Source organism: Caballeronia sp. BCC1704 (assembly GCF_902833455.1).
GTDB lineage: Bacteria > Pseudomonadota > Gammaproteobacteria > Burkholderiales > Burkholderiaceae > Caballeronia.
Genome location: NZ_CADFFT010000003.1, coordinates 116,288 through 134,425 on the forward strand (window position 1 = coordinate 116,288; position 18,138 = coordinate 134,425).

Consider the following 18,138-nt stretch of genomic DNA (forward strand, 5'->3'; position numbering starts at 1 on the left):
GCTTCAGGGCGCGCGGCCGCGAGCGGAATGCGAACATGACAGTCGAAACCGAACCGCGCACGCGCGCGCCTTCGAGCACGAAGGCGCCGCTTCTGCGCATGCAGGGCATCGTCAAAAGCTTTCCCGGCGTGAAGGCGCTGCGCGGCGTGAGTCTGGAATTGCAGGCCGGACATGTGATGGCGATCGTCGGCGAGAACGGCGCAGGCAAGTCGTCGCTCGTGAAGACGCTTTCGGGCGCTTATGAGCCGGACGAAGGCGACATCGAGATCGACGGCAAGCCGCTTGCGCGCGGCACGAACGCCGCCATCGACGCAGGTGTTGCCGTCATCTATCAGGAGCTCTCGCTCATCAACGACATGACGGTCGCGGAGAATCTGTTTCTCGGCCGCATGCCCGCGAGCAAGGGCTTTGTGAGGCAACGCGAGGCGCATGCGATGGCGCGCGAGGCACTCTCGCGCGTGGGGCTCGACGACGTGGCGCCGTGGATGCGCCTCGGCGATCTCCCGCTCAACAAGCGGCAACTCGTGGAAGTCGCCAAGGCTATCGCACGCGACGCGCGCATTCTCGTGATGGACGAGCCGACCGCCGCGCTGCAAAGCCACGACATCGAGAACCTGTATGCGGTCGTGCGGCGCCTGCGCGAAGAAGGACTGGGCATCATCTTCATCTCGCACCATCTGGAAGAAGTGTTCGAGCTGGCGGATTCGGCAGTCGTGATGCGCGATGGCGCGACCGTGGGCGCGCGTCCCATGTCGCAATGGACCGAAGCCGAACTGGTGCAGGCGATGGTCGCGCGCAATCTCGAATCGTTCTATCCGTGGGAGCCGCGAGATTACGGCGAGGTCGTGCTCGAAGTGCGCAACCTCGCGAGCGCGCCTCTGCTGCGCAACGCGAGCTTCACGGTGCGCGCGGGCGAGATCGTCGGCATCGCGGGCATCGCGGGCGCGGGCCGCACCGAACTGCTGAAGACCATCTTCGGCGCGCTGCCCGCCACGCATGGCGAGATCTTCGTGAAAGGCAGGAAGGTCTCGAATCATTCGCCGACCGAAGGCGTTCGTCACGGGCTCGTCTATACGTCGGAAGATCGCAAGCTCGAAGGGCTCGTGCTGGATGCCAGCATCGAAGAGAACATTGCGCTGTCGAGTCTCAGGGCGCTCGCGAGCGGCGGCTTCGTGCGCGGCGCGAGAAAGCGCAAGCTCGCGCAGGAGGCGAGCACGCGCTTCGGCGTGCGCGCCTCATCGGTGCTGCAAATCACGGGCACGCTTTCGGGCGGCAATCAGCAGAAGGTCATCCTCGGACGCGCCACGGCGACGAATCCCGCCGTCATCATGCTCGACGAACCGACGCGCGGCATCGACGTGGGCGCGAAAACGGAGATCTACGCGCATATGGTGGCGATGGCCCGCGCGGGCGCGGCGGTCGTCATGGTCAGCTCGGAACTGCCGGAACTGCTCGGCATGTCGGATCGCGTGCTGGTGATGTATCGCGGCAGCATCGTGACCGAAATAGCCCGCGACAAAGCGGACTCCGAAACGGTGATTCAATGGGCAACGACAGGAGCAGGGGCATGACATCCACGGCAGCCAACCGGGCGGACACCGAAGCGCTGTCGCGCCGCGTGATCCGTCAACTGAGAAGCGGCATCGGGCCATTGTTCGCGGCGCTCGTCATCATCTGCGTGGCGTTGTCGATTGCATCGCCGGAATTCCTCACGACGAGCACGCTCACCAACATCATGGTGCAAGTGTCCGTCGTGGGCATCGCGGCGGTCGGCGGCACCTTCGTCATCATCACGTCGGGCATCGATCTCTCCGTGGGATCGCTCGTCGCGCTGAGCGGCATGGTCGCCGCGACCTTCATGGCGGGATCGAGCCCGGATGCGGTCGGGCTCGGCATAGGCGGGCTCTTCATCGCGCTGGCGACGGGCGCGGCGGTCGGGGCGATCAACGGCTTCGCCATCTCCTGGCTGCGACTCGTGCCGTTCATCGTGACGCTCGCTGCGATGGCAATGGCACGCGGCCTCACGCTTGCCATTTCGGACGGTCGCACGAAGTTCGACTTTCCGAACGCGTTCACCGCGTTCGGCGCGAAGGCCATCGCGGGCCTGCCGATGCCGATGATCGTGATGCTGGTCGTGTTCGTCATCGGCCACGTATTGCTGCGCAAGACCACGTTTGGTCATCAAGTGTTCGCGGTCGGCGGCAATCAGGAGGCCGCGCGGCTCGCGGGCATTCCGGTGCGGCGCGTCGTGTTTCTCACGTACATGCTCGCGGGTGTCACGGCGGCGATCGCGGGCATCGTGCTCGCGGGACGGCTGAATTCCGCGCTGCCGTCGGCGGCGAACGGTCTGGAACTTCAGGTCATCGCGGCCATCGTGATCGGCGGCACGTCGCTCGCAGGAGGGCGCGGCTCGATCGTCGGCACGTTCATCGGCGTCGTGCTGATCGGGGTGATCAACGTCGGCCTGTCGCTGCTGGGCGTGAATCCGTTCTGGACGCAATTCATTCAGGGCGGGGTGATCTTCGCCGCAGTCCTGCTGGATGCGCTGAGCCAGCGACGCAAGCTGTGAAACACGCGACGTCAACGAATAACGCAGGACATCGACAGGCAAACCAAGGAGACACGCGAAGATGAAGAAGATCATCAACAACCCGGAAACCTTCGTCGACGAGATCATCGACGCCCTCTTGCTTGCGCATCCGAGATGGATCAAGGCGGCGAACGCGGACAAGCGCGCGCTCGTTCGCGCCGATGCGCCCCGCGAAGGCCGCGTGGGCATCGTGACCGGCGGCGGATCGGGCCACATGCCGGGATTTCTCGGCTACGTGGGCGAAGGCTTGTGCGGCGGCGTGGCGGTGGGCAACGTGTTTTCGTCGCCATCGTCGGAACAGATTCTGGAGGCCACCAAAGGCGTGAATGGTGGCGCGGGCGTGCTTTACGTGTACGGCAATTATGGCGGCGACGTGCTCAACTTCGATCTCGCCTCGGACCTCGCGGATGCCGAAGGGATCGAAGTGAAGACCGTCGTGCTGACCGATGACGTCGCATCGGCGCCGAAGGAGCGCGCGTCCGACAGGCGCGGCGTCGCGGGCATGGTGTTCGCGTTCAAGTGCGCGGGCGCGGCGGCCGAACGCGGCGACTCGCTGGAAGAAGTGGCCCGCATCTGCGCGAAGGCCAATGCGAACTGCCGCACCATGGGCGTCGGGCTTTCGCCGACCATTCTGCCCGCGGCTGGCAAGCCCACCTTCACGCTGCCGGATGGCGAGATGGAGATCGGCATCGGCATCCACGGCGAACCCGGAACGCATCGCGGCGCGCTGCAGTCGGCCGATGCCATCGCAGAGAATCTGATGCGCCAGATTCTCGACGATCTCGCGGCACCGAAGGGCTCGCGGCTCGCGCTGCTCGTCAACGGTCTGGGCGCGACGCCGCTCGAAGAACTGTATCTGCTGTATCGGCGCGCGTCGAAGATCGCCGAGGGCGATGGCCTGTCGATCGCGTGGTCGTACGTTGGCGAATACGTGACGAGTCTGGAAATGGCGGGGGCATCGATCACCGTCATGCTGCTCGACGATGAACTCGAAGCGCTGCTCGCCGCACCGGCGCATTCGCCGTTCTTTCGCGAAGGCACGCGCACATAATCGGGAAACCTAAATGATTACGACGAGACAAATGCGGGATCTGTTGTCCCACGCATTGAGTGAGCTTCCGTCTCATGCCGACGAGCTACGCGACCTCGATGCCGCGCTCGGCGACGGCGATCTCGGCATCACCGTGCGCGCGGGGTCGGAAGCGGTTGTCAAGGCAATCGGCGCGCTGCCGGACGAGGCCACGCTCGGCGACGTGCTGCTCGCCGCAGGGAAGGCGTTTTCGACGGCCAATCCGTCGACATTCGCGGCGTTGGTGGGCGGCGGCCTGCTTGCCGCCGCGAAGACCGTGCAGGGCAAGGACGCATTGGGACGCGACGAGGCGCTCGCCATCGGGCGCGCGGTGGCATCACGCATTACCGAGCGCGGCAAGAGCAAGATCGGCGACAAGACCGTGCTCGATGCGCTGGCGCCGAGCCTCGACGTGCTGGAGGCATCGCAGGGAAGCGCGGCCGAAACGCTCGACGCGATGATCGCCACGGCGAGCGAACGCGTCGTGGAAACGGCGAAGATGCAGTCGCAGAAGGGCCGCGCGGCGTGGGTGCAGGAACGGAGCATCGGCCATCCCGACCCCGGCGCGACGGCCTATGTGCGGTTTCTTGAAGCGTTGCGCAGGGCGGTCGATCCGGGCGCGCCGGCGTGAGCGCGGGGGCGTGCGTCCCGCGCGCCTTAACGCTATCTGTGAGAGAGCGCGCGCGCCGATTGTAGAAGGTCGTCGAGCATGGCCTGCCGGCGGTCCGGCGTCGTGTCGATCGCGAACGGGCGCGGCCATGCATAGGCGAAACGCGTTCGAGAGTCCCTCGGTGCAGCAGTAACCCAAGTCGCGCGCGAGCTTTACATCGCGCATGAATGCCTGAAAGTCGATACGAGCGCCATTGATACATCTCACAGGTATCTGACTCTTTGCAATTGAGTCGAGTGTTGACCGAGCATTTCGCCGGCAAGCAGCCTAATTCCGTATTGCGTTGGTGTTTCTGGTGCGCTCGATCGTTGCGGCGCTGCTTGTCTTTCCATACTCAGTGACAGAGATGAGCGTATCGACATCCGACATCGAAAATTGCGTGCTCCAACTGCTTGGCCAGCGCGCCGCAACGTCCTCGATTTGCCCGTCAGACGTTGCGCGCGCTTTAGCTGCCGATGAAGACGCATGGCGCGCGCTCATGCCTTTGGTGAGGCAAGTCGCCTCAGCGCTCGCGCGAGATGGGCGCATTATCGTCACGCAAGGAAGCGAAACGTTGCATCCGGATGCGATCAGTCACGGGCCCATCCGCTTGCGACGCGGACCGACGTTCGAGCAACCAGAGTGACGCGCAGCGCGCGAGCGCAACGCTCCCGAAGCGAGAACCGCGCGACACTGACGGTCACCGGCCTCGTGTCCGCGTCGATGCGACGACGCGCATTCGTCCGTACAGCCCGCGTGTGACAACCATCGGCTACATTGGGAATCGCAATAGCGCCATTACGGCCATTGAATTGCCAATATAACCGCACAGCCGTATCTTCATCTCCATATCAAGGAGACGCCAATGAAGATCGCTTTTCTCGGGGCGGGCGCACTCGGTTGTGCAATCGGCTCCGCGCTCACCGAAGGGGGCCACGAGACCTGGCTCGTCGATCGTTTCGCGGAACACGTCGAAGCCATGTCGCGCGACGGCCTGCAAGTCGACGACGAGCGCGGCACCCGCCGCGTCAAGGTCCGCGCGACGATCGATCCAGCCGAAGTCGGCGCCGTCGACCTGGTGATCGTGCTGGTCAAGTCGTTCCACACCGATTCGGCGATGCGCGGCGCGCTCGATCTCGTCGGGTCTGGAACGGTCGTGCTATCGCTGCAAAACGGCCTCGGTCACGAAGACGTGCTGAGCGAGATCGTCGGACGCGAGCGCGTGCTTGCCGGCAAGACTTACGTTGGCGGCGTGCTGCGCGCGCCGGGCCATATCCAGTCCGGCGTCACCGGAAAACTCACGATCATCGGAGAGCTCGACGGACAGATCACGAGCCGCGCGAAGGCGATCGCGGACGCGTTCAATGGCGCCGGTCTGACGACCACGGTCAGCGACAATATCCTCGGCACGATGTGGGACAAGCTGCTGATCAACGTCGCCACAGGCGCCATCACCGGCATCACCGGACTCACCTACGGACAGCTGTACGACGAGCCTGTTCTCAAGGCCACATCGCTTGCAGCCATCGCAGAAGCGATGGCTACGGCGAAAGCCGCAGGCGTTACGCTTTCGATTGCGAGTGCCGAGGACGCCTGGAAGATGGCAGCAGAGGGCCTGTCGCCCACATTCAAGACCTCGATGCTGCAAAGCCTGGAGAAGTCATCGGTCACGGAGATCGACTTTATCAACGGAGCAGTGGTGCGTTGGGGCGAGCGCCTCGGCGTGCCCACGCCCGTCAACTCGACGCTGGTCGCTTGCATCAAAGGCATCGAGCGCGCGATGAAGGACCGGCAAAAGGAAGGAGCCGCTGCATGAGCGCGCCGAAAGCCTATCTCGAACATGTCGCGATCTGGGTGAAGGACATTCACTGGCATATACGGTTCTTCGAGCAGGTGCTCGGCATGACCATGCGCGAAGTGGACGGCACCGTCGACGAGCCGCGTCAATACTGGACGCTCGGCGGTCTGCAATTCATCAGCAAGCCTCGCTATGAAGGCCCGGAGGGCCGGCTCGCGCATCTCGGCGTGATGTGCGAAGACCTCGATGCCGCACTGCAAGCGGCGCAAGCGTTCGGTGTCAGCGAGATGCCGCAAGGCCGCAACTGGCTACGCCTTCCGGACGGACTCGCTGTCGAACTCATTCAGGCCAAACCGGTAGCGTGCGTCGCGCAGGCGCTGTCGATCAATCCACGCGCGGAGGCGTGACCATGAGCACCATCACTGAGAAGTACTGGGACGACGCGCGCGAAGGCGACGAATGCGTGAGCCCGACGTACACCGTCACGAAAGAGCGCATTCTGGCTTACGCCGATCTCACGGGCGACCATACGCCCGTGCATGTCGATGAAGACCACGCCAATGCGAGCCACTTCGGTTCGATCGTGGCGCATGGGCTCTTCGGCTTGTCGATAGCGGATGGCCTGAAGACGCAGAGTGACTATCGGTTCCTGCCGGGCATGTCGCTCGGCTGGACGTGGGACTTCCTGTTGCCGATCAAGGTCGACGACGTCCTGCATGTCAAGTTCCGCGTCGGCTCGATGCGCGCAAGCAAGAGCAAGCCGCAATGGGGCATCGTCGTGTTGCCTTCGGAACTGATCAATCAGGACGGTCAGGTCGTCCAGCGCGGGGAGCATCGCCTGATGATTCCGCGCCGCCCGGGAGCGAACTGATGCAAGCCCGTCCGTTGGAAGGTATCCGCGTCGTCGATTACAGCCATTTTCTCGCTGGCCCGTATGTTGGCCGATGTCTTGCCGCGCTCGGCGCCGAAGTCATCAAGGTGGAGCGTCCCGGTAGCGGCGACGCAGGACGTCAGCACGCCACAGTTCTGGACGATCAGCAAAGCGCCTATTTCCTGCAGCTCAACATGGGCAAGCGCGGCGTGAGCGTCAACATGAAGGACCCGCGCGGCAAGGCGTTCATGGAGCGTCTTTGCGATTCGGCCGACGTGTTCATCGAGAACTATCGGCCGGGTGCGCTCGACAAGCTCGGTCTCGGCTACGCTGCGCTGTCAGCGCGCAATCCGGGCCTCGTCTATTGCTCGATCTCCGCATATGGGCACACCGGGCCGGACGCGCATCGCGCAGGCTTCGGTCTCATCGCGGAAGCCAAGAGCGGCATCATGCAGATGATCGGCAATCCGGGCGAGCCGCCGCCGCTCATGCGCATCTCGCTCGGCGACATGTACACAGGCATCCACGCGGTCGCCGCGATCAACGCGGCGCTGCTCGGTCGTGTAAAGAGCGGACGCGGTCAGCATATCGACATGGCGCTGTACGACACGCTGTTTTCGATGCACGAGTATGCGGTGCAGTGTTACACCATGCAGGGCATCGTTCCCGAACAGACTGGCCACGATATGCCGACCTCGACGTTGTACGGCGTGTTCCGTGCAGCGGATGGCGACCTCGTGATTGCCGCCCAAGTCGATGATTCGTGGAAGCGGTTCGCCGCGCTCGTCGAACGTCATGGCGGCCCCGAGGGATTCGGCACGGATACGCGCTTTCACAGCCTGAACGGACGCAACGCAAATCGCGAAGCGATCCTTGCTGTCGTGAAGCCCTGGGTCGCATCCCGGCCTGTTGCCGACGTGTTGGCCTTGCTCGACAGCGTCGACGTTCCATGCGCGAAGGTCCAGCGTATCGATGAAGTCGTGGCCGATCCGCAGATCGTCGCGCGAGGCATGGTGGTGGAACAGGAGCACCCGCGTCTTGGCAAACTGCGTCTGCCGAATCTGCCGTTCCGTTTCTCCGATTGCGATACGTCGATCACCGAAGTGGGACCCGACCTCGGGCAACACAACGAGGAAGTGGCGCAATCGCTCGGCTTCAGCGCGGCCGAAATCGACGCCATGCAAACCGACGGCGTGTTGTTCTCAAAACGGAGCGCGCAATGAGCGACCGGTACGCGGTGATCGGCAACCCGATCGGACACACCAAGTCTCCGCTTATCCACGGTCTGTTCGCGCAAGAGACCGGGCAGGATATGACGTACGTCGCTATCGAAGGTCCTCTTGAACCCGAGCACGCCTTCGTCGATACGGTGAGGGAGTTCATCGCTGCGGGCGGCAAGGGCATGAACGTGACCGCACCCTTCAAGCTACAGGCGTTCGCCATGTCAGACGAACGTAGCGAACGGGCCACGCTTGCGGGCGCGATCAACGCAATGAAGTTCGAGGACGGACGCATCATCGCCGAGAACTTCGATGGCGTCGGCTTGGTGAGGGATATCGAAGAGAATCTGCATCAGCCGATGGCGGGCAAACGAGTACTGATTCTCGGAGCCGGCGGCGCAGTGCGCGGCGCATTGCTGCCGTTTATCGCCGCAAGGCCGGGCGAAATCGTCGTTGCCAACAGGGACGTGGAGAAAGCAGAGGGGCTGGTGGATCAGGTCATGGCACGCGACTTACTGCGCGCGTGCGGGTATCACGCGCTCGGATCGATGGGCCAGTTCGATCTGGTCGTCAATGCGACGTCGGCGAGTCTCACCGGGCAACTGCCGCCCGTGCCGTCGAGCGTCTTCAGTCCGACCGGAGGCGCCTATGAACTGGCCTACGGCAAGGGACTCACACCGTTCCTGCGCCTCGCCCGTGATGCCGGCGTTCGAAGCGTCGCCGACGGCGTCGGCATGCTGATCGAGCAAGCGGCCGAGGCCTTTGCGTGGTGGCGTGGCGTTCGCCCGCAGACGCGCGCTGTCATCGATCGTTTGACTGTTCCGCTTACGTGATGCTTTTTAGGGGCTTGGCATATATTCGCAAGGATGCGGGCGATACACGCCGGCCCCGAAACCCACGGAGAGTGACATGGAGAAAACACGCATCGCCGTTGCCGGTGCCGGTTACATCGGTCTCGAACACATTCGCGTGATTCGGGAAAGTACTTCGTGCGTGCTGTCGGCGGTCGTCGATCCCTCGGCAGCCGCGGGCGAGGTCGCGGCCACTGCGGGCGTTCCGCACTACCGGTCGCTCGACGAGCTTATCTCGACGGACCGCCCCGATGGCGTCGTGCTTGCCACGCCGAATCAATTGCACGTTCCGCATGCGCTGCTGTGCATGCAAGCCGGCTTGCCGATGCTGCTGGAGAAGCCGATTGCTTCGACCATCGACGAAGCCGAAGCACTCGTTGCCGCCGCCGACCGCTACGACGCGTCAGTGCTCATCGGGCATCACCGCGCGCACAGCCCGATCATGAAGCGGGCCAAGGAGATCATCGAAAAGGGGACGCTCGGTCCGCTCGTTGCCGTGATGGGCAGCGCGTTATTCTTCAAGCCCGACGGCTATTTCACGGACGCGCCGTGGCGCAAGGCGCCGGGTGGCGGCCCGATCTTGCTGAATCTGATTCACGAGATCCACAATCTTCGCATGCTCTGCGGCGACATCGTGGCCGTGCAGGCGTTCTCATCGAATGCGACGCGGGGGTTCGAGGTCGAAGATACCGCTGCCATCATCTTGCGTTTCGCGAGCGGCGCACTGGGCACGTTTTTGTTATCGGATACAGCGGCGAGCGCCCGAAGCTGGGAACAGACCTCGCAGGAAAACAAAGCGTATTCGTCGTGCTCGGATGAAGATTGCTATGCGATCGCAGGCACCTTCGGATCGTTGTCGATTCCGACCATGCGGCTCAAGACCTACGCGAAAGCGGAGGATCGCTCGTGGTGGAAGCCGTTCGATGTGAGCGTCGCCGACGTGACGCGCGACGATCCGCTCAAGCATCAGATGGAGCACTTCGGGCGAGTCATACGAGGCGAAGCGAGTCCTCTCGTCACCGCGCGCGACGGCTTGCAGAACCTTCGAATCACCGATGCGATCGTGACGGCCGCCAGGACGGGATGTGTTGTGGAGACGTCCGTCGCGGCTGCTAAAAACTAGGGCAAAACCATGAAGACGTTTCTGATGCTGCATGGCGTGAATCACAACATGTTCGGCAAGCGCGATCCCGTTCAGTACGGAACGGCCACGCTCGCTGACATCGATGCGCAGCTTCACGCGCTGGCCAAAGAACTGGGCGTTACGGTCGAGAGTTATCAGACCAACAACGAAGGTGACATGTGCGAGCGAATCCACAAGGCGTTCACCGATCACGTCGACGGCGTGCTGATCAATGCGGGTGCATGGACGCACTCCAGCTACGGCATACGAGACGCGCTCGCGATACTGACCGTGCCTGTCGTCGAGATTCACATGTCGAACATCCATGCGCGGGAAGCGTTTCGCCATCACTCGGTGTTCGCCGAAATCGTGAAAGGGCAGATCTGCGGCTTCGGCATCGACAGCTATTCGCTCGGGCTCCGCGCGGTGGTGTCGGCGGCTGCTTGATCTTCGCGGGCATGACGCGCCGCGTTCACGGCGAGGTATCGGCAAGGCGCAATGCAATGGCTACAATGGCGTCATTGCGCTCGACAATACGCCGTGAGCCCATCCGAACTTCCTGATCTCAAACTGCTTCAGCTTTTCGACCTGCTGTATGACGTGCGTAGCGTCACGCGGGCAGCGGAGCAACTCGGCCAAAGCCAGCCGACCATCAGCATCTGGCTGGGGCGTCTGCGTGAGTATCTGCAAGACCCGCTCTTTGTTCGCACGCCGGGCGGCATGACGCCGACGCCTCAAGCCGACGCGCTCATCGGTCCGTGCCGAGAGATACTCGAATCGCTTCGACGCTTTGCCGCATGGGAAATTTCGTTCGACCCAAGCACCGCCAAGCGCCGTTTTCGCATCTGCATGACGGACGCGAGTCATATCACCCTTCTGCCGCGAATCCTGGCACGCGTGCGCGAGGAAGCGCCGGGTATTCGGCTGGAAGCCGCCCGGATTGATGGGAACACCGAAAGGGCACTCGAGTCCGGTGAAGCCGATCTTGCGATCGGGCATGTTCCTTGGCTCGGCGGCGGGATGTATCAGCAACAGCTGTACATGCAGGATTGGGTCTGCCTGGTCAATCGAACTCACGCGCGGGTGCGCAGCAGGCTGACGCTGAAGCAGTACCGTAGCGAGGGGCATGTGGTCATCGCAGGCGGCACGGGAGCTCAGCAGCTCGAACAAGCCTTATTGCGCGAGAACATCGAACGGGACGTTGTGCTCGAGCTTCCGGGCATGCTCGGGCTGGGATCGATCATCGCATCGACGGATTTGATCGCCACGTTGCCGAGGAACATTGGCGAGACACTCGCCCGAGTCAATGGCATCGCGGCACATTCGTGCCCTCTACCGGTCGACCAGTTCGCAGTGCGACAGCACTGGCATGCGAAGTATCACCATGAGGCAGGGAACCGGTGGCTTCGCTCTATCGTGGCTGATCTCTTTCTCGATAAAAGCTAGTCGCTGGTCTGTACCAGCGTACGCGCATTCTATGATTTGCAGCGATCTACTCGCGGTAAACCTTCGAAGAATGGATCCGTTCGAGAATGGGGCGGGCTGCTGAGCGTTTGCCACTGCCACGCGACGGCGATCATCGTACCTATTTCTAGTCGCCCCGCAGAAGCGTGCCGGCGTCTTGCAGCATCGAGCCAGTTCTTGCAAAGCGTTCATGCAGCGCGAAAGCCTTCTCCAGACAATGCGGCGTGTGGCCACCGCGTGCTTGTGCGTCGCGATAATAGTCGCGCAGCATATCCTGATACAGCGGGTGCGCGCACTTCTCGATGACCGTCAGCGCACGTTCACGAGGCGCAAGGCCGGTCAGGTTCGCGAGTCCGCGCTCGGTGACGATCACGTCCACATCGTGTTCGTTGTGATCGCAATGCGGCACCATCGGAACGATGCTCGAAATGCAGCCGTCCTTCGCAATCGATTTTGTCGCGAAGACTGCATATGATGCATTGCGCGCGAAGTCGCCCGATCCGCCGATGCCGTTCATCATGTGCGTGCCGCCCACATGCGTCGAATTCACGTTGCCGTAGATATCGGCTTCGAGCGCCGTGTTGATCGCGATGAGTCCGAGCCGGCGAATGACTTCGGGATGATTGCTCACTTCTTGCGGGCGCAGCACGAGCCGGTCGCGATAACGGTCAAGATTGCGCAGGACCTGTTCCTGGCGTTTGGCCGACAGCGTTATGGACGCGCCGGACGCGAAGGCGAGCTTGCCCGCATCGAAGAGATCGAAAGCCGAGTCTTGCAGCACCTCGGAATAGAGCGTGAGTGCTTCAAAGGGCGACGCGGCGAACCCCGACAGCACCGCGTTCGCGATGGTGCCGATGCCCGCCTGCAACGGCGGCAAAGTCTTCGGCAGACGGCCGCGCGACACTTCATGCTGGAAGAACTCGATGAGATGACCGGCGATCATCGCGGTTTCTTCATCGGCGGGCAGCACCGTCGAAGGACTGTCAGGCTGATTCGTGATGACGATGGCCGCAATCTTTTCGATGGGAACGTCGATGCAAGTGCCACCGATACGATCGCTTGGGCTAACGAGCGGCAGCTGCGCGCGCGACGGGCGCGGCGCGGGCGACCAGTTATCGTGCAAGCCTTCAAGCGTCAAAGGCTGCGCGAGATTGATCTCCACGATGACCTTCTGCGCAAGCGTCGCGAATGTCGCTGAATTGCCGACGGATGTGCTCGGAACGATGCCACCCGACTCAGTGATCGCAACCGCTTCGATGATCGCGATATCGAGTGCGCCGAGGCGCTGGTCGCGCAATAGCTCGACGGTCTCCGAGAGATGCTGATCGACGAACATGACGTCGCCGCGATTGATGGCGCGACGCAACGTGGCATCGACCTGAAACGGCAAGCGACGCTCCAGCGCGCCCGCTTCCGTGAGAATGCGGTCGATGTCGTTGCCGAGCGACGCGCCGGTCATGAGTGTGATGCGCAGCGGATCGCGTTCCTCGCGCGCGCGGCGCGCTATTTCGAGGGGTACCGCTTTCGCATCGCCAGCGCGGGTAAAGCCGCTTGCGCCCACGCGCATGCCATTGCGCACGAGCTGCGCTGCGTCAGCTGCGGATGTGATCTTTCCGCGTAGCGCGGCACAACGAATGCGGTCTTCGAACATCGGTATCTCCACCAACACTGCCTGATTCACGCGCTCGCATGCGCCTTCATCGTGACCGATCACTGCTGTCGGCGCGAATCTTGTTCGGGTGACCTGCGTATCGGCTGACAGAGACTTGCGAGCGACGCCGGGATTATAGGTATTGACTGACGCTTTGATTGCCGTGCAACGCCGCACGGCCATGTGAAATGCGCTTCCTTTGCGCTTTGTCTAATTCCAGCGCCGTCGCGCTTCAACTGCCGCCGAAGAAGACCGTGCAATAGCTGGCCGGACCAACGCACGATTGCGACTGATTCGACGGTTGGCTCGTCGACTGAATCGACGACTGATTGGCGTTACTGTCAGCAGCAGGCGCGGACGTTTGTGCCATCGCGAGCGATGCGCCCGATACCATGATTGCAGCGACTACGAACTTAAGCGACTTCATCGAACTCTCCTTGTTGAGTTACCGCCGGCGTGAATTGCCTCGGCAATGAAAACACTATAGGCAGCCAGCTTCGGGCGATAAATCGTCGCGCACGGAAGGCACATTTCCATGCCGAGGAAAGATCGGTTCAGCGAGAAGCGCCAAAAGGCGCATCCGGATCGATCAGCGCGCCGCGTATGAAATGCAGGCACGCCAGAATGCGGCGCAGGTCGCGCATGCATTCGCCGCCATTGACGCTCGACGCTTTCGCGCATTCGACGAGCGCTTCCGCGGCGAAGATTGAGCGCACGACCGAGTTGATCGCGCGCCGAAGCGACGCACTGGAGGGCATGCGAAAGAGCATGGCGACGTCACGAAGCATCAGCGCCACAGATGATGCCCATGTGAGACGAATGGGCGGTGGAATCGCATTGACGTCGAGCGCTGCTTTCAGCGTGCGCAGATCGATCATCGCCTGTCCTACTTCGAGCGTGACGAGCATCCACGCCAGTGCGCGACGATGTCCTCGCGAAGACTGAGCGGAAAGCGCCAACAGTTGAGACATCAGATCATGCGTGCCTGAATGAAAGCGTTCGCTCAGCGAAGCCAGAGGGCCTTCGCAGGCGAGCGCGGCTTGCGCACGCAATGCGGCAAGCGTCTTGCCGACGAGCCACGGCGTATGAGGCGGCACGAGAATGGCGCATGCCGCCGACGTGACGAGCATGGAGACAAGAATGGCAATGCCGTTGTTCAAGAGCGTGGCCGGGTCATAGACGATGACGTTATCGGGCGCGGCAAGCAGGCAGAAGAAGACGCAGAACCCCACGCCGTAGCCCGCTGTCGGCCGACGCATCGCAATGAAAGTGCCCAACGCGAGCGGTGGCGAAAGCATCGCGCAAAGCAGCGGGAAGCCATCAATCGCGGGATAGACGCGGCACAAGAAGATATATCCGATGATCATGGCGCCCGCCGTTCCCACAGCCATCTCCGCCACGAACCGCGCCGGTCGCGCCGATGCCGACGACAGTCCGCAAGCCAGCGTCGCGCCGATCAGCGCGAGCCCGCCGCTCGGCCATGCAGTGGCGATCCAGAAGGCCGCGACGGCCGCCATCACCATCGCCGTGCGGGCGAATGTCGTGGCGACCACGAAGCCGTCCGTCTTCGCGACGTAGTGCGCGAGCGGCATGTCATCGCGGTGACCGGCGGACAGTGCCGCGCGCAATTGCGCTATGCGGTCCATGTCGCCGATCAATCTTTCGAGGAGTTCCGCGCATGTGACGACGTCGATTTGCGATGCATCCGGCAGGCGCGCCGATAGCGACGTTCTAAAGCGTATCAAAGCGTGCCGGTCGCAATCGGTTGAATCGAGCAGATCTGCAAACTCACTCAGGCAGGCCGCGAGCGCGGGGCACGCCATATCGGCGCGCAGCCGCTTGATCGACTGGTCGAGCGCATGAAGCCGCGCGCACGCATTCATGAACGCGTTATTCAATTGCGAGAGCAGCATGCGTTGAGGACGCAACGCGGGATTCTCATACGCCGCGAGACGCCGGGTTGCTTCGAAGCCGACGATATCCGCGACCATTCCGGCGTAATGGCGCTCGCGCGCGCTCCGCTTGAAACGGCCGCGCAGTATGTCCGCAGCGAGCGCCCTGAACGCGGCCTCGCGTTGCGCGAGCGTCGCGGTGAGCTTGGCGCTTGCATGCCGCGGCAGCAGCAACGCACTGACGACGCCCGAGCACACGATGCCGAGCATGACTTCCGCGCCTCGCGTGAGCGTCGCGAGCAGAAGCTGACCGGGCGCCGTGACAAGCGGCGCGCCGATGAGCGCCGCCGTATAGCCCGCCAGCGCCCAGCCGTACCAGCGATACTGCCGATATCGCACCGCCAGCGCGGTGCAGGTCGCCACCCATATCGTCAAGCCGATGGCATATAACTCCGCTTGCTGCACGCATATGGCGCCAAGCACGAGCGCGGCGACGATGCCGAGCAGCGTGCCCGCGAAGCGATAGACGCTCTTGGCGAGCACCATGCCCGAGAATGGCTGCATCAGGACGAAGGTCGTCGTCATCGCAATGCGCGGTTGTGGCAACTCGAGACGCATGGCGAGACCCATTGCGATAAACGCCGCAATGAGTGTCTTGGACAGATGCAGCCACAGCGCGCCATCCGTTGCCAGCCAGTCGCGCAAGCCGTCGAATAAGTCTCGCGCGAAGGGGGTGCGCTCGCCCGGCCGATCCATGAACGACATGCTGTTGCCCGCTGCGTTCTTCGTGAAGGCAGCGATTCTAGACAGCGCGCGTCAGTCGATTAATGAGGGAATCAGGGAACATTCTTTCCAGAAACAATAACAATAGGTCTAACTATTCAGCGGACAATAGTGACCTTCTGGCAATTGTGACGTTTTGATGGACACCCTACAGAACATGCGGGTATTCGCCCGCGTGATCCAGACCGGCAGCTTCACCGCCGCTGCTCAGTCGATGAACTCGACGACCGGCGCCATGTCGCGCGCCGTATCGGAACTCGAAGCGCATTTGCGCACGCGCTTGATGAATCGCTCGACGCGGCGTCTTGCGCTCACATCGGCAGGCGAGCGTTATCTAAAGCGCGTCGTGCAGATTCTCGCGGACATCGACGGGGCGGAAGAAGAAGCGAGCTGCGCGCACGAGCACCCGTCGGGCACGCTACGCATGTTCAGCTTCGCGAGCGTAGGGCAGCACTATATTCTTCCCGCCATCGCGCAATACCGCGCGTTGTATCCGGACGTGAAGGTCGAATTGACGCTGTCCCAGCGCATGCCCGATCTCTTCGAAGGCAGTAGCGACGTCGCGGTCGTCTCCGCAGCCGCGTTATCCGATTCCGAAGTGATTTCACATCGGCTCGGCAGCACGTTCAGCATTCTGTGCGCGTCGCCCGAGTACATTCGCGCGCGCGGCGCGCCGATGCAGCCCGCCGACCTCGCGGACCACGATTGCCTCACCTTGCAGACGCCGGCATTTCCCGCGCGCGAATGGACGCTCGAAGGTCCGCAAGGCCGCGAGACCTTGCAGATCAGCGGGCCGGTGCAGGTGAACATCGCGGAGTCGCTCGTGGTGGCGATTCGCGAGGGCATGGGCATCGGCATGCTGCCGCTCTATGCCGCAATCGACGGCTTGCGCAACGGTTCGCTCGTGCGCGTGCTGCCGCAGCATACCCTTCAGTCCACGAATCTCTATGCGCTCTATGCGTCGCGCAAATTCATCGATGCAAAGACGCGCACCTGGGTCGACTTCCTGCGTGCCCATCTTCCTGGCGTGATCGCCCGCGATGAAGCCGCGCTTGCCGAGATCATGCAACGCGATGCGTCAGGCGGCGTCGCGCTGCCGATGACTCAAGAGCACGCCGCGCAGGTGAGACACTAGGCGCTTCGGTCGCGCTCGCTTCGCCGCTTTCTCTCGCCGGATGACCTGCGCTCGCGTTCGAGCGAAGGCGAGCGCACGGTCAGCAACGCCGCATCGTCGTTGAGAGCAGGCGCCGCTGCCGCGAACTGCCGACGATAGTCGGCCGGTGTCGTGTGCCTCGCGGCCTTGAACTGGCGATTGAAATTGGCCACGTTCGCAAAGCCCGAGCGCGCAGCAATGACGGCCACGGGCAGCGACGTGTCGGCGAGCATGCGGCACGCGTGCCCGATGCGAACACGCGTGATATACCGTCCGACGCTCTCGCCAATATGCTGCACGAAGTACCGCGTGAGCGTGCGCTCGGACAAACTGGCCGCTGCGCAGAGTTCCGACAGCCGCAGCGGTTCCGCGAAACGCGCATCGATCATCGACAGCACGCGGTTGATGCGCTCCGGTTCATGGCCGGACGGACCTGTCGTCGCCTGATCGAAGGCGCTCGGTGAAGCGAGCGGCCGGCCGGGCGCGTCGGCGAGCGTGCAGAGAATGTCGAGCGCCGCGCTCAGCCGTTCGCGCGCCACGTTCGAAAGCAACGCGTCCAGACGGCCGCGCATCCATTCACCGGCGGGCGGCTCGAACGCTAGTCCGCACGCGGCCCTGCGCAAGAGCCTGCGCAGCGGCTCGTATTCGCGGCAGCAATCCGCCATGCGCCGCGCCCAGTCGCCGTCGAACCAGATAACGATGGCCACTTGCGGCGAAGACGGCTCGATAGAGCGATTGGACGCCCACGTATGCGGCAGATCTGGCGGGACGAGGACGAGATCTTCCGCGCCGTAGTCGTTGACCGCGTCCCCGATGTAGCGCTTGCCATGACTATTCATCGTCAGGGTCAACTCGTACTCGGGATGGTGATGCCACTCGAACGGAATACGCGGAAGCCGCCGATGGTAAACCCGGACCGAACTATCTTCGCCGAACTGGACATGCTCGTATGCAGGTTTCATGGCCGAAAGCGCAAATGAATCGACTGGATAGTATCACCCGGTTGCGGGCACGCGTCATATGC

The 18,138-nt window shown here is 62.9% G+C and carries 17 protein-coding genes and 1 pseudogene; 13 read left to right on the top strand and 5 right to left on the bottom strand.

Annotation, left to right across the window (positions count from 1 at the left end; all coding sequences use genetic code 11):
* Nucleotides 1–35: 35 nt before the first annotated feature.
* The 4 genes from HWX53_RS16250 (at nucleotide 36) to HWX53_RS16265 (ending at nucleotide 4,290) form a co-directional block, all read left to right on the top strand.
* Nucleotides 36–1,571, top strand: a complete 1,536-nt coding sequence (locus HWX53_RS16250) for a sugar ABC transporter ATP-binding protein (protein WP_175942675.1) — start codon at nucleotides 36–38, stop codon at nucleotides 1,569–1,571.
* On the top strand, nucleotides 1,568–2,569 hold the full coding sequence (locus HWX53_RS16255; RefSeq protein ID WP_175942677.1) for an ABC transporter permease: 1,002 nt from the start codon (nucleotides 1,568–1,570) through the stop codon (nucleotides 2,567–2,569). Before HWX53_RS16250 ends, HWX53_RS16255 begins: the two co-directional genes overlap by 4 nt.
* Before the next feature lie 61 nt (nucleotides 2,570–2,630).
* Nucleotides 2,631–3,641, top strand: a complete 1,011-nt coding sequence (locus tag HWX53_RS16260; RefSeq protein ID WP_175942679.1) for a dihydroxyacetone kinase subunit DhaK — start codon at nucleotides 2,631–2,633, stop codon at nucleotides 3,639–3,641.
* A 13-nt stretch (nucleotides 3,642–3,654) separates the two neighbouring features.
* Nucleotides 3,655–4,290 carry a DAK2 domain-containing protein gene (locus tag HWX53_RS16265; RefSeq protein ID WP_175942681.1) on the top strand — a complete coding sequence of 212 codons (636 nt, stop codon included), beginning with the start codon at nucleotides 3,655–3,657 and terminating at the stop codon, nucleotides 4,288–4,290.
* A gap of 32 nt (nucleotides 4,291–4,322) precedes the next feature.
* Here HWX53_RS16265 and HWX53_RS27685 read toward each other — a convergent pair.
* A pseudogene (locus HWX53_RS27685) lies at nucleotides 4,323–4,524 on the bottom strand (IclR family transcriptional regulator); the annotation flags it as partial.
* Between the two features lie 649 nt (nucleotides 4,525–5,173).
* Between HWX53_RS27685 and HWX53_RS16275 the strand changes: the two are divergent.
* The 8 genes from HWX53_RS16275 to HWX53_RS16310 all read left to right on the top strand — a co-directional run bounded on the left by HWX53_RS16275 (nucleotide 5,174) and on the right by HWX53_RS16310 (nucleotide 11,617).
* Entirely contained in the window at nucleotides 5,174–6,124 is a 951-nt protein-coding gene (locus tag HWX53_RS16275) for a ketopantoate reductase family protein (RefSeq protein WP_175942684.1), read from the top strand.
* The gene (locus tag HWX53_RS16280; RefSeq protein WP_175942685.1) at nucleotides 6,121–6,513 is read left to right on the top strand and encodes a VOC family protein; all 393 of its coding nucleotides are present in this window, start codon (nucleotides 6,121–6,123) and stop codon (nucleotides 6,511–6,513) included. Before HWX53_RS16275 ends, HWX53_RS16280 begins: the two co-directional genes overlap by 4 nt.
* Nucleotides 6,514–6,515: 2 nt before the next feature.
* The gene (locus HWX53_RS16285; RefSeq protein WP_175942687.1) at nucleotides 6,516–6,977 is read left to right on the top strand and encodes a MaoC family dehydratase; all 462 of its coding nucleotides are present in this window, start codon (nucleotides 6,516–6,518) and stop codon (nucleotides 6,975–6,977) included.
* Nucleotides 6,977–8,200, top strand: coding sequence for a CoA transferase (locus HWX53_RS16290; RefSeq protein ID WP_175942689.1), 1,224 nt, complete (start codon nucleotides 6,977–6,979; stop codon nucleotides 8,198–8,200). Before HWX53_RS16285 ends, HWX53_RS16290 begins: the two co-directional genes overlap by 1 nt.
* Nucleotides 8,197–9,030, top strand: a complete 834-nt coding sequence (aroE, locus tag HWX53_RS16295) for a shikimate dehydrogenase (RefSeq protein ID WP_175942691.1) — start codon at nucleotides 8,197–8,199, stop codon at nucleotides 9,028–9,030. The genes HWX53_RS16290 and aroE overlap by 4 nt, the downstream gene beginning before the upstream one ends.
* Nucleotides 9,031–9,106: 76 nt before the next feature.
* Nucleotides 9,107–10,171, top strand: a complete 1,065-nt coding sequence (locus HWX53_RS16300; protein ID WP_175942693.1) for a Gfo/Idh/MocA family oxidoreductase — start codon at nucleotides 9,107–9,109, stop codon at nucleotides 10,169–10,171.
* 9 nt (nucleotides 10,172–10,180) lie between these two features.
* Nucleotides 10,181–10,618: a type II 3-dehydroquinate dehydratase gene (aroQ, locus tag HWX53_RS16305; RefSeq protein ID WP_175942695.1), complete on the top strand. Its 438-nt coding sequence runs from the start codon at nucleotides 10,181–10,183 to the stop codon at nucleotides 10,616–10,618.
* A 93-nt stretch (nucleotides 10,619–10,711) separates the two neighbouring features.
* Nucleotides 10,712–11,617 (top strand): LysR family transcriptional regulator, encoded by a 906-nt coding sequence (locus tag HWX53_RS16310; RefSeq protein WP_175942697.1) that lies wholly within the window; start codon nucleotides 10,712–10,714, stop codon nucleotides 11,615–11,617.
* 145 nt (nucleotides 11,618–11,762) lie between these two features.
* On the opposite strand, the gene HWX53_RS16315 is transcribed toward HWX53_RS16310, so the two are convergent.
* From HWX53_RS16315 to HWX53_RS16325, 3 genes are all read right to left on the bottom strand, one after another.
* A complete protein-coding gene (locus HWX53_RS16315) occupies nucleotides 11,763–13,286 on the bottom strand; it encodes a succinate CoA transferase (RefSeq protein ID WP_175942699.1) in 1,524 nt (507 codons plus the stop codon).
* A 232-nt stretch (nucleotides 13,287–13,518) separates the two neighbouring features.
* On the bottom strand, nucleotides 13,519–13,713 hold the full coding sequence (locus tag HWX53_RS16320; RefSeq protein ID WP_175942701.1) for a hypothetical protein: 195 nt from the start codon (nucleotides 13,711–13,713) through the stop codon (nucleotides 13,519–13,521).
* A gap of 127 nt (nucleotides 13,714–13,840) precedes the next feature.
* Nucleotides 13,841–15,943 (bottom strand): FUSC family protein, encoded by a 2,103-nt coding sequence (locus tag HWX53_RS16325; RefSeq protein ID WP_244140151.1) that lies wholly within the window; start codon nucleotides 15,941–15,943, stop codon nucleotides 13,841–13,843.
* A 157-nt stretch (nucleotides 15,944–16,100) separates the two neighbouring features.
* Between HWX53_RS16325 and HWX53_RS16330 the strand changes: the two genes are divergently transcribed.
* Nucleotides 16,101–17,096 carry a LysR family transcriptional regulator gene (locus HWX53_RS16330; protein WP_175942703.1) on the top strand — a complete coding sequence of 332 codons (996 nt, stop codon included), beginning with the start codon at nucleotides 16,101–16,103 and terminating at the stop codon, nucleotides 17,094–17,096.
* Here the strand turns inward: HWX53_RS16330 and HWX53_RS16335 are convergent.
* The gene (locus tag HWX53_RS16335; RefSeq protein ID WP_175942705.1) at nucleotides 17,093–18,076 is read right to left on the bottom strand and encodes a helix-turn-helix domain-containing protein; all 984 of its coding nucleotides are present in this window, start codon (nucleotides 18,074–18,076) and stop codon (nucleotides 17,093–17,095) included. The genes HWX53_RS16330 and HWX53_RS16335 overlap by 4 nt on opposite strands.
* Nucleotides 18,077–18,138: the final 62 nt, after the last annotated feature.

Coding starts and splice junctions, on each gene's coding strand:
- HWX53_RS16250 (WP_175942675.1), top strand. CDS start 36: ATGACAGTCGAAACCGAACCGCGCACGCGCGCGCCTTCGAGCACGAAG.
- HWX53_RS16255 (WP_175942677.1), top strand. CDS start 1,568: ATGACATCCACGGCAGCCAACCGGGCGGACACCGAAGCGCTGTCGCGC.
- HWX53_RS16260 (WP_175942679.1), top strand. CDS start 2,631: ATGAAGAAGATCATCAACAACCCGGAAACCTTCGTCGACGAGATCATC.
- HWX53_RS16265 (WP_175942681.1), top strand. CDS start 3,655: ATGATTACGACGAGACAAATGCGGGATCTGTTGTCCCACGCATTGAGT.
- HWX53_RS16275 (WP_175942684.1), top strand. CDS start 5,174: ATGAAGATCGCTTTTCTCGGGGCGGGCGCACTCGGTTGTGCAATCGGC.
- HWX53_RS16280 (WP_175942685.1), top strand. CDS start 6,121: ATGAGCGCGCCGAAAGCCTATCTCGAACATGTCGCGATCTGGGTGAAG.
- HWX53_RS16285 (WP_175942687.1), top strand. CDS start 6,516: ATGAGCACCATCACTGAGAAGTACTGGGACGACGCGCGCGAAGGCGAC.
- HWX53_RS16290 (WP_175942689.1), top strand. CDS start 6,977: ATGCAAGCCCGTCCGTTGGAAGGTATCCGCGTCGTCGATTACAGCCAT.
- aroE (WP_175942691.1), top strand. CDS start 8,197: ATGAGCGACCGGTACGCGGTGATCGGCAACCCGATCGGACACACCAAG.
- HWX53_RS16300 (WP_175942693.1), top strand. CDS start 9,107: ATGGAGAAAACACGCATCGCCGTTGCCGGTGCCGGTTACATCGGTCTC.
- aroQ (WP_175942695.1), top strand. CDS start 10,181: ATGAAGACGTTTCTGATGCTGCATGGCGTGAATCACAACATGTTCGGC.
- HWX53_RS16315 (WP_175942699.1), bottom strand. CDS start 13,286: ATGTTCGAAGACCGCATTCGTTGTGCCGCGCTACGCGGAAAGATCACA.
- HWX53_RS16320 (WP_175942701.1), bottom strand. CDS start 13,713: ATGAAGTCGCTTAAGTTCGTAGTCGCTGCAATCATGGTATCGGGCGCA.
- HWX53_RS16325 (WP_244140151.1), bottom strand. CDS start 15,943: ATGTCGTTCATGGATCGGCCGGGCGAGCGCACCCCCTTCGCGCGAGAC.
- HWX53_RS16330 (WP_175942703.1), top strand. CDS start 16,101: ATGGACACCCTACAGAACATGCGGGTATTCGCCCGCGTGATCCAGACC.
- HWX53_RS16335 (WP_175942705.1), bottom strand. CDS start 18,076: ATGAAACCTGCATACGAGCATGTCCAGTTCGGCGAAGATAGTTCGGTC.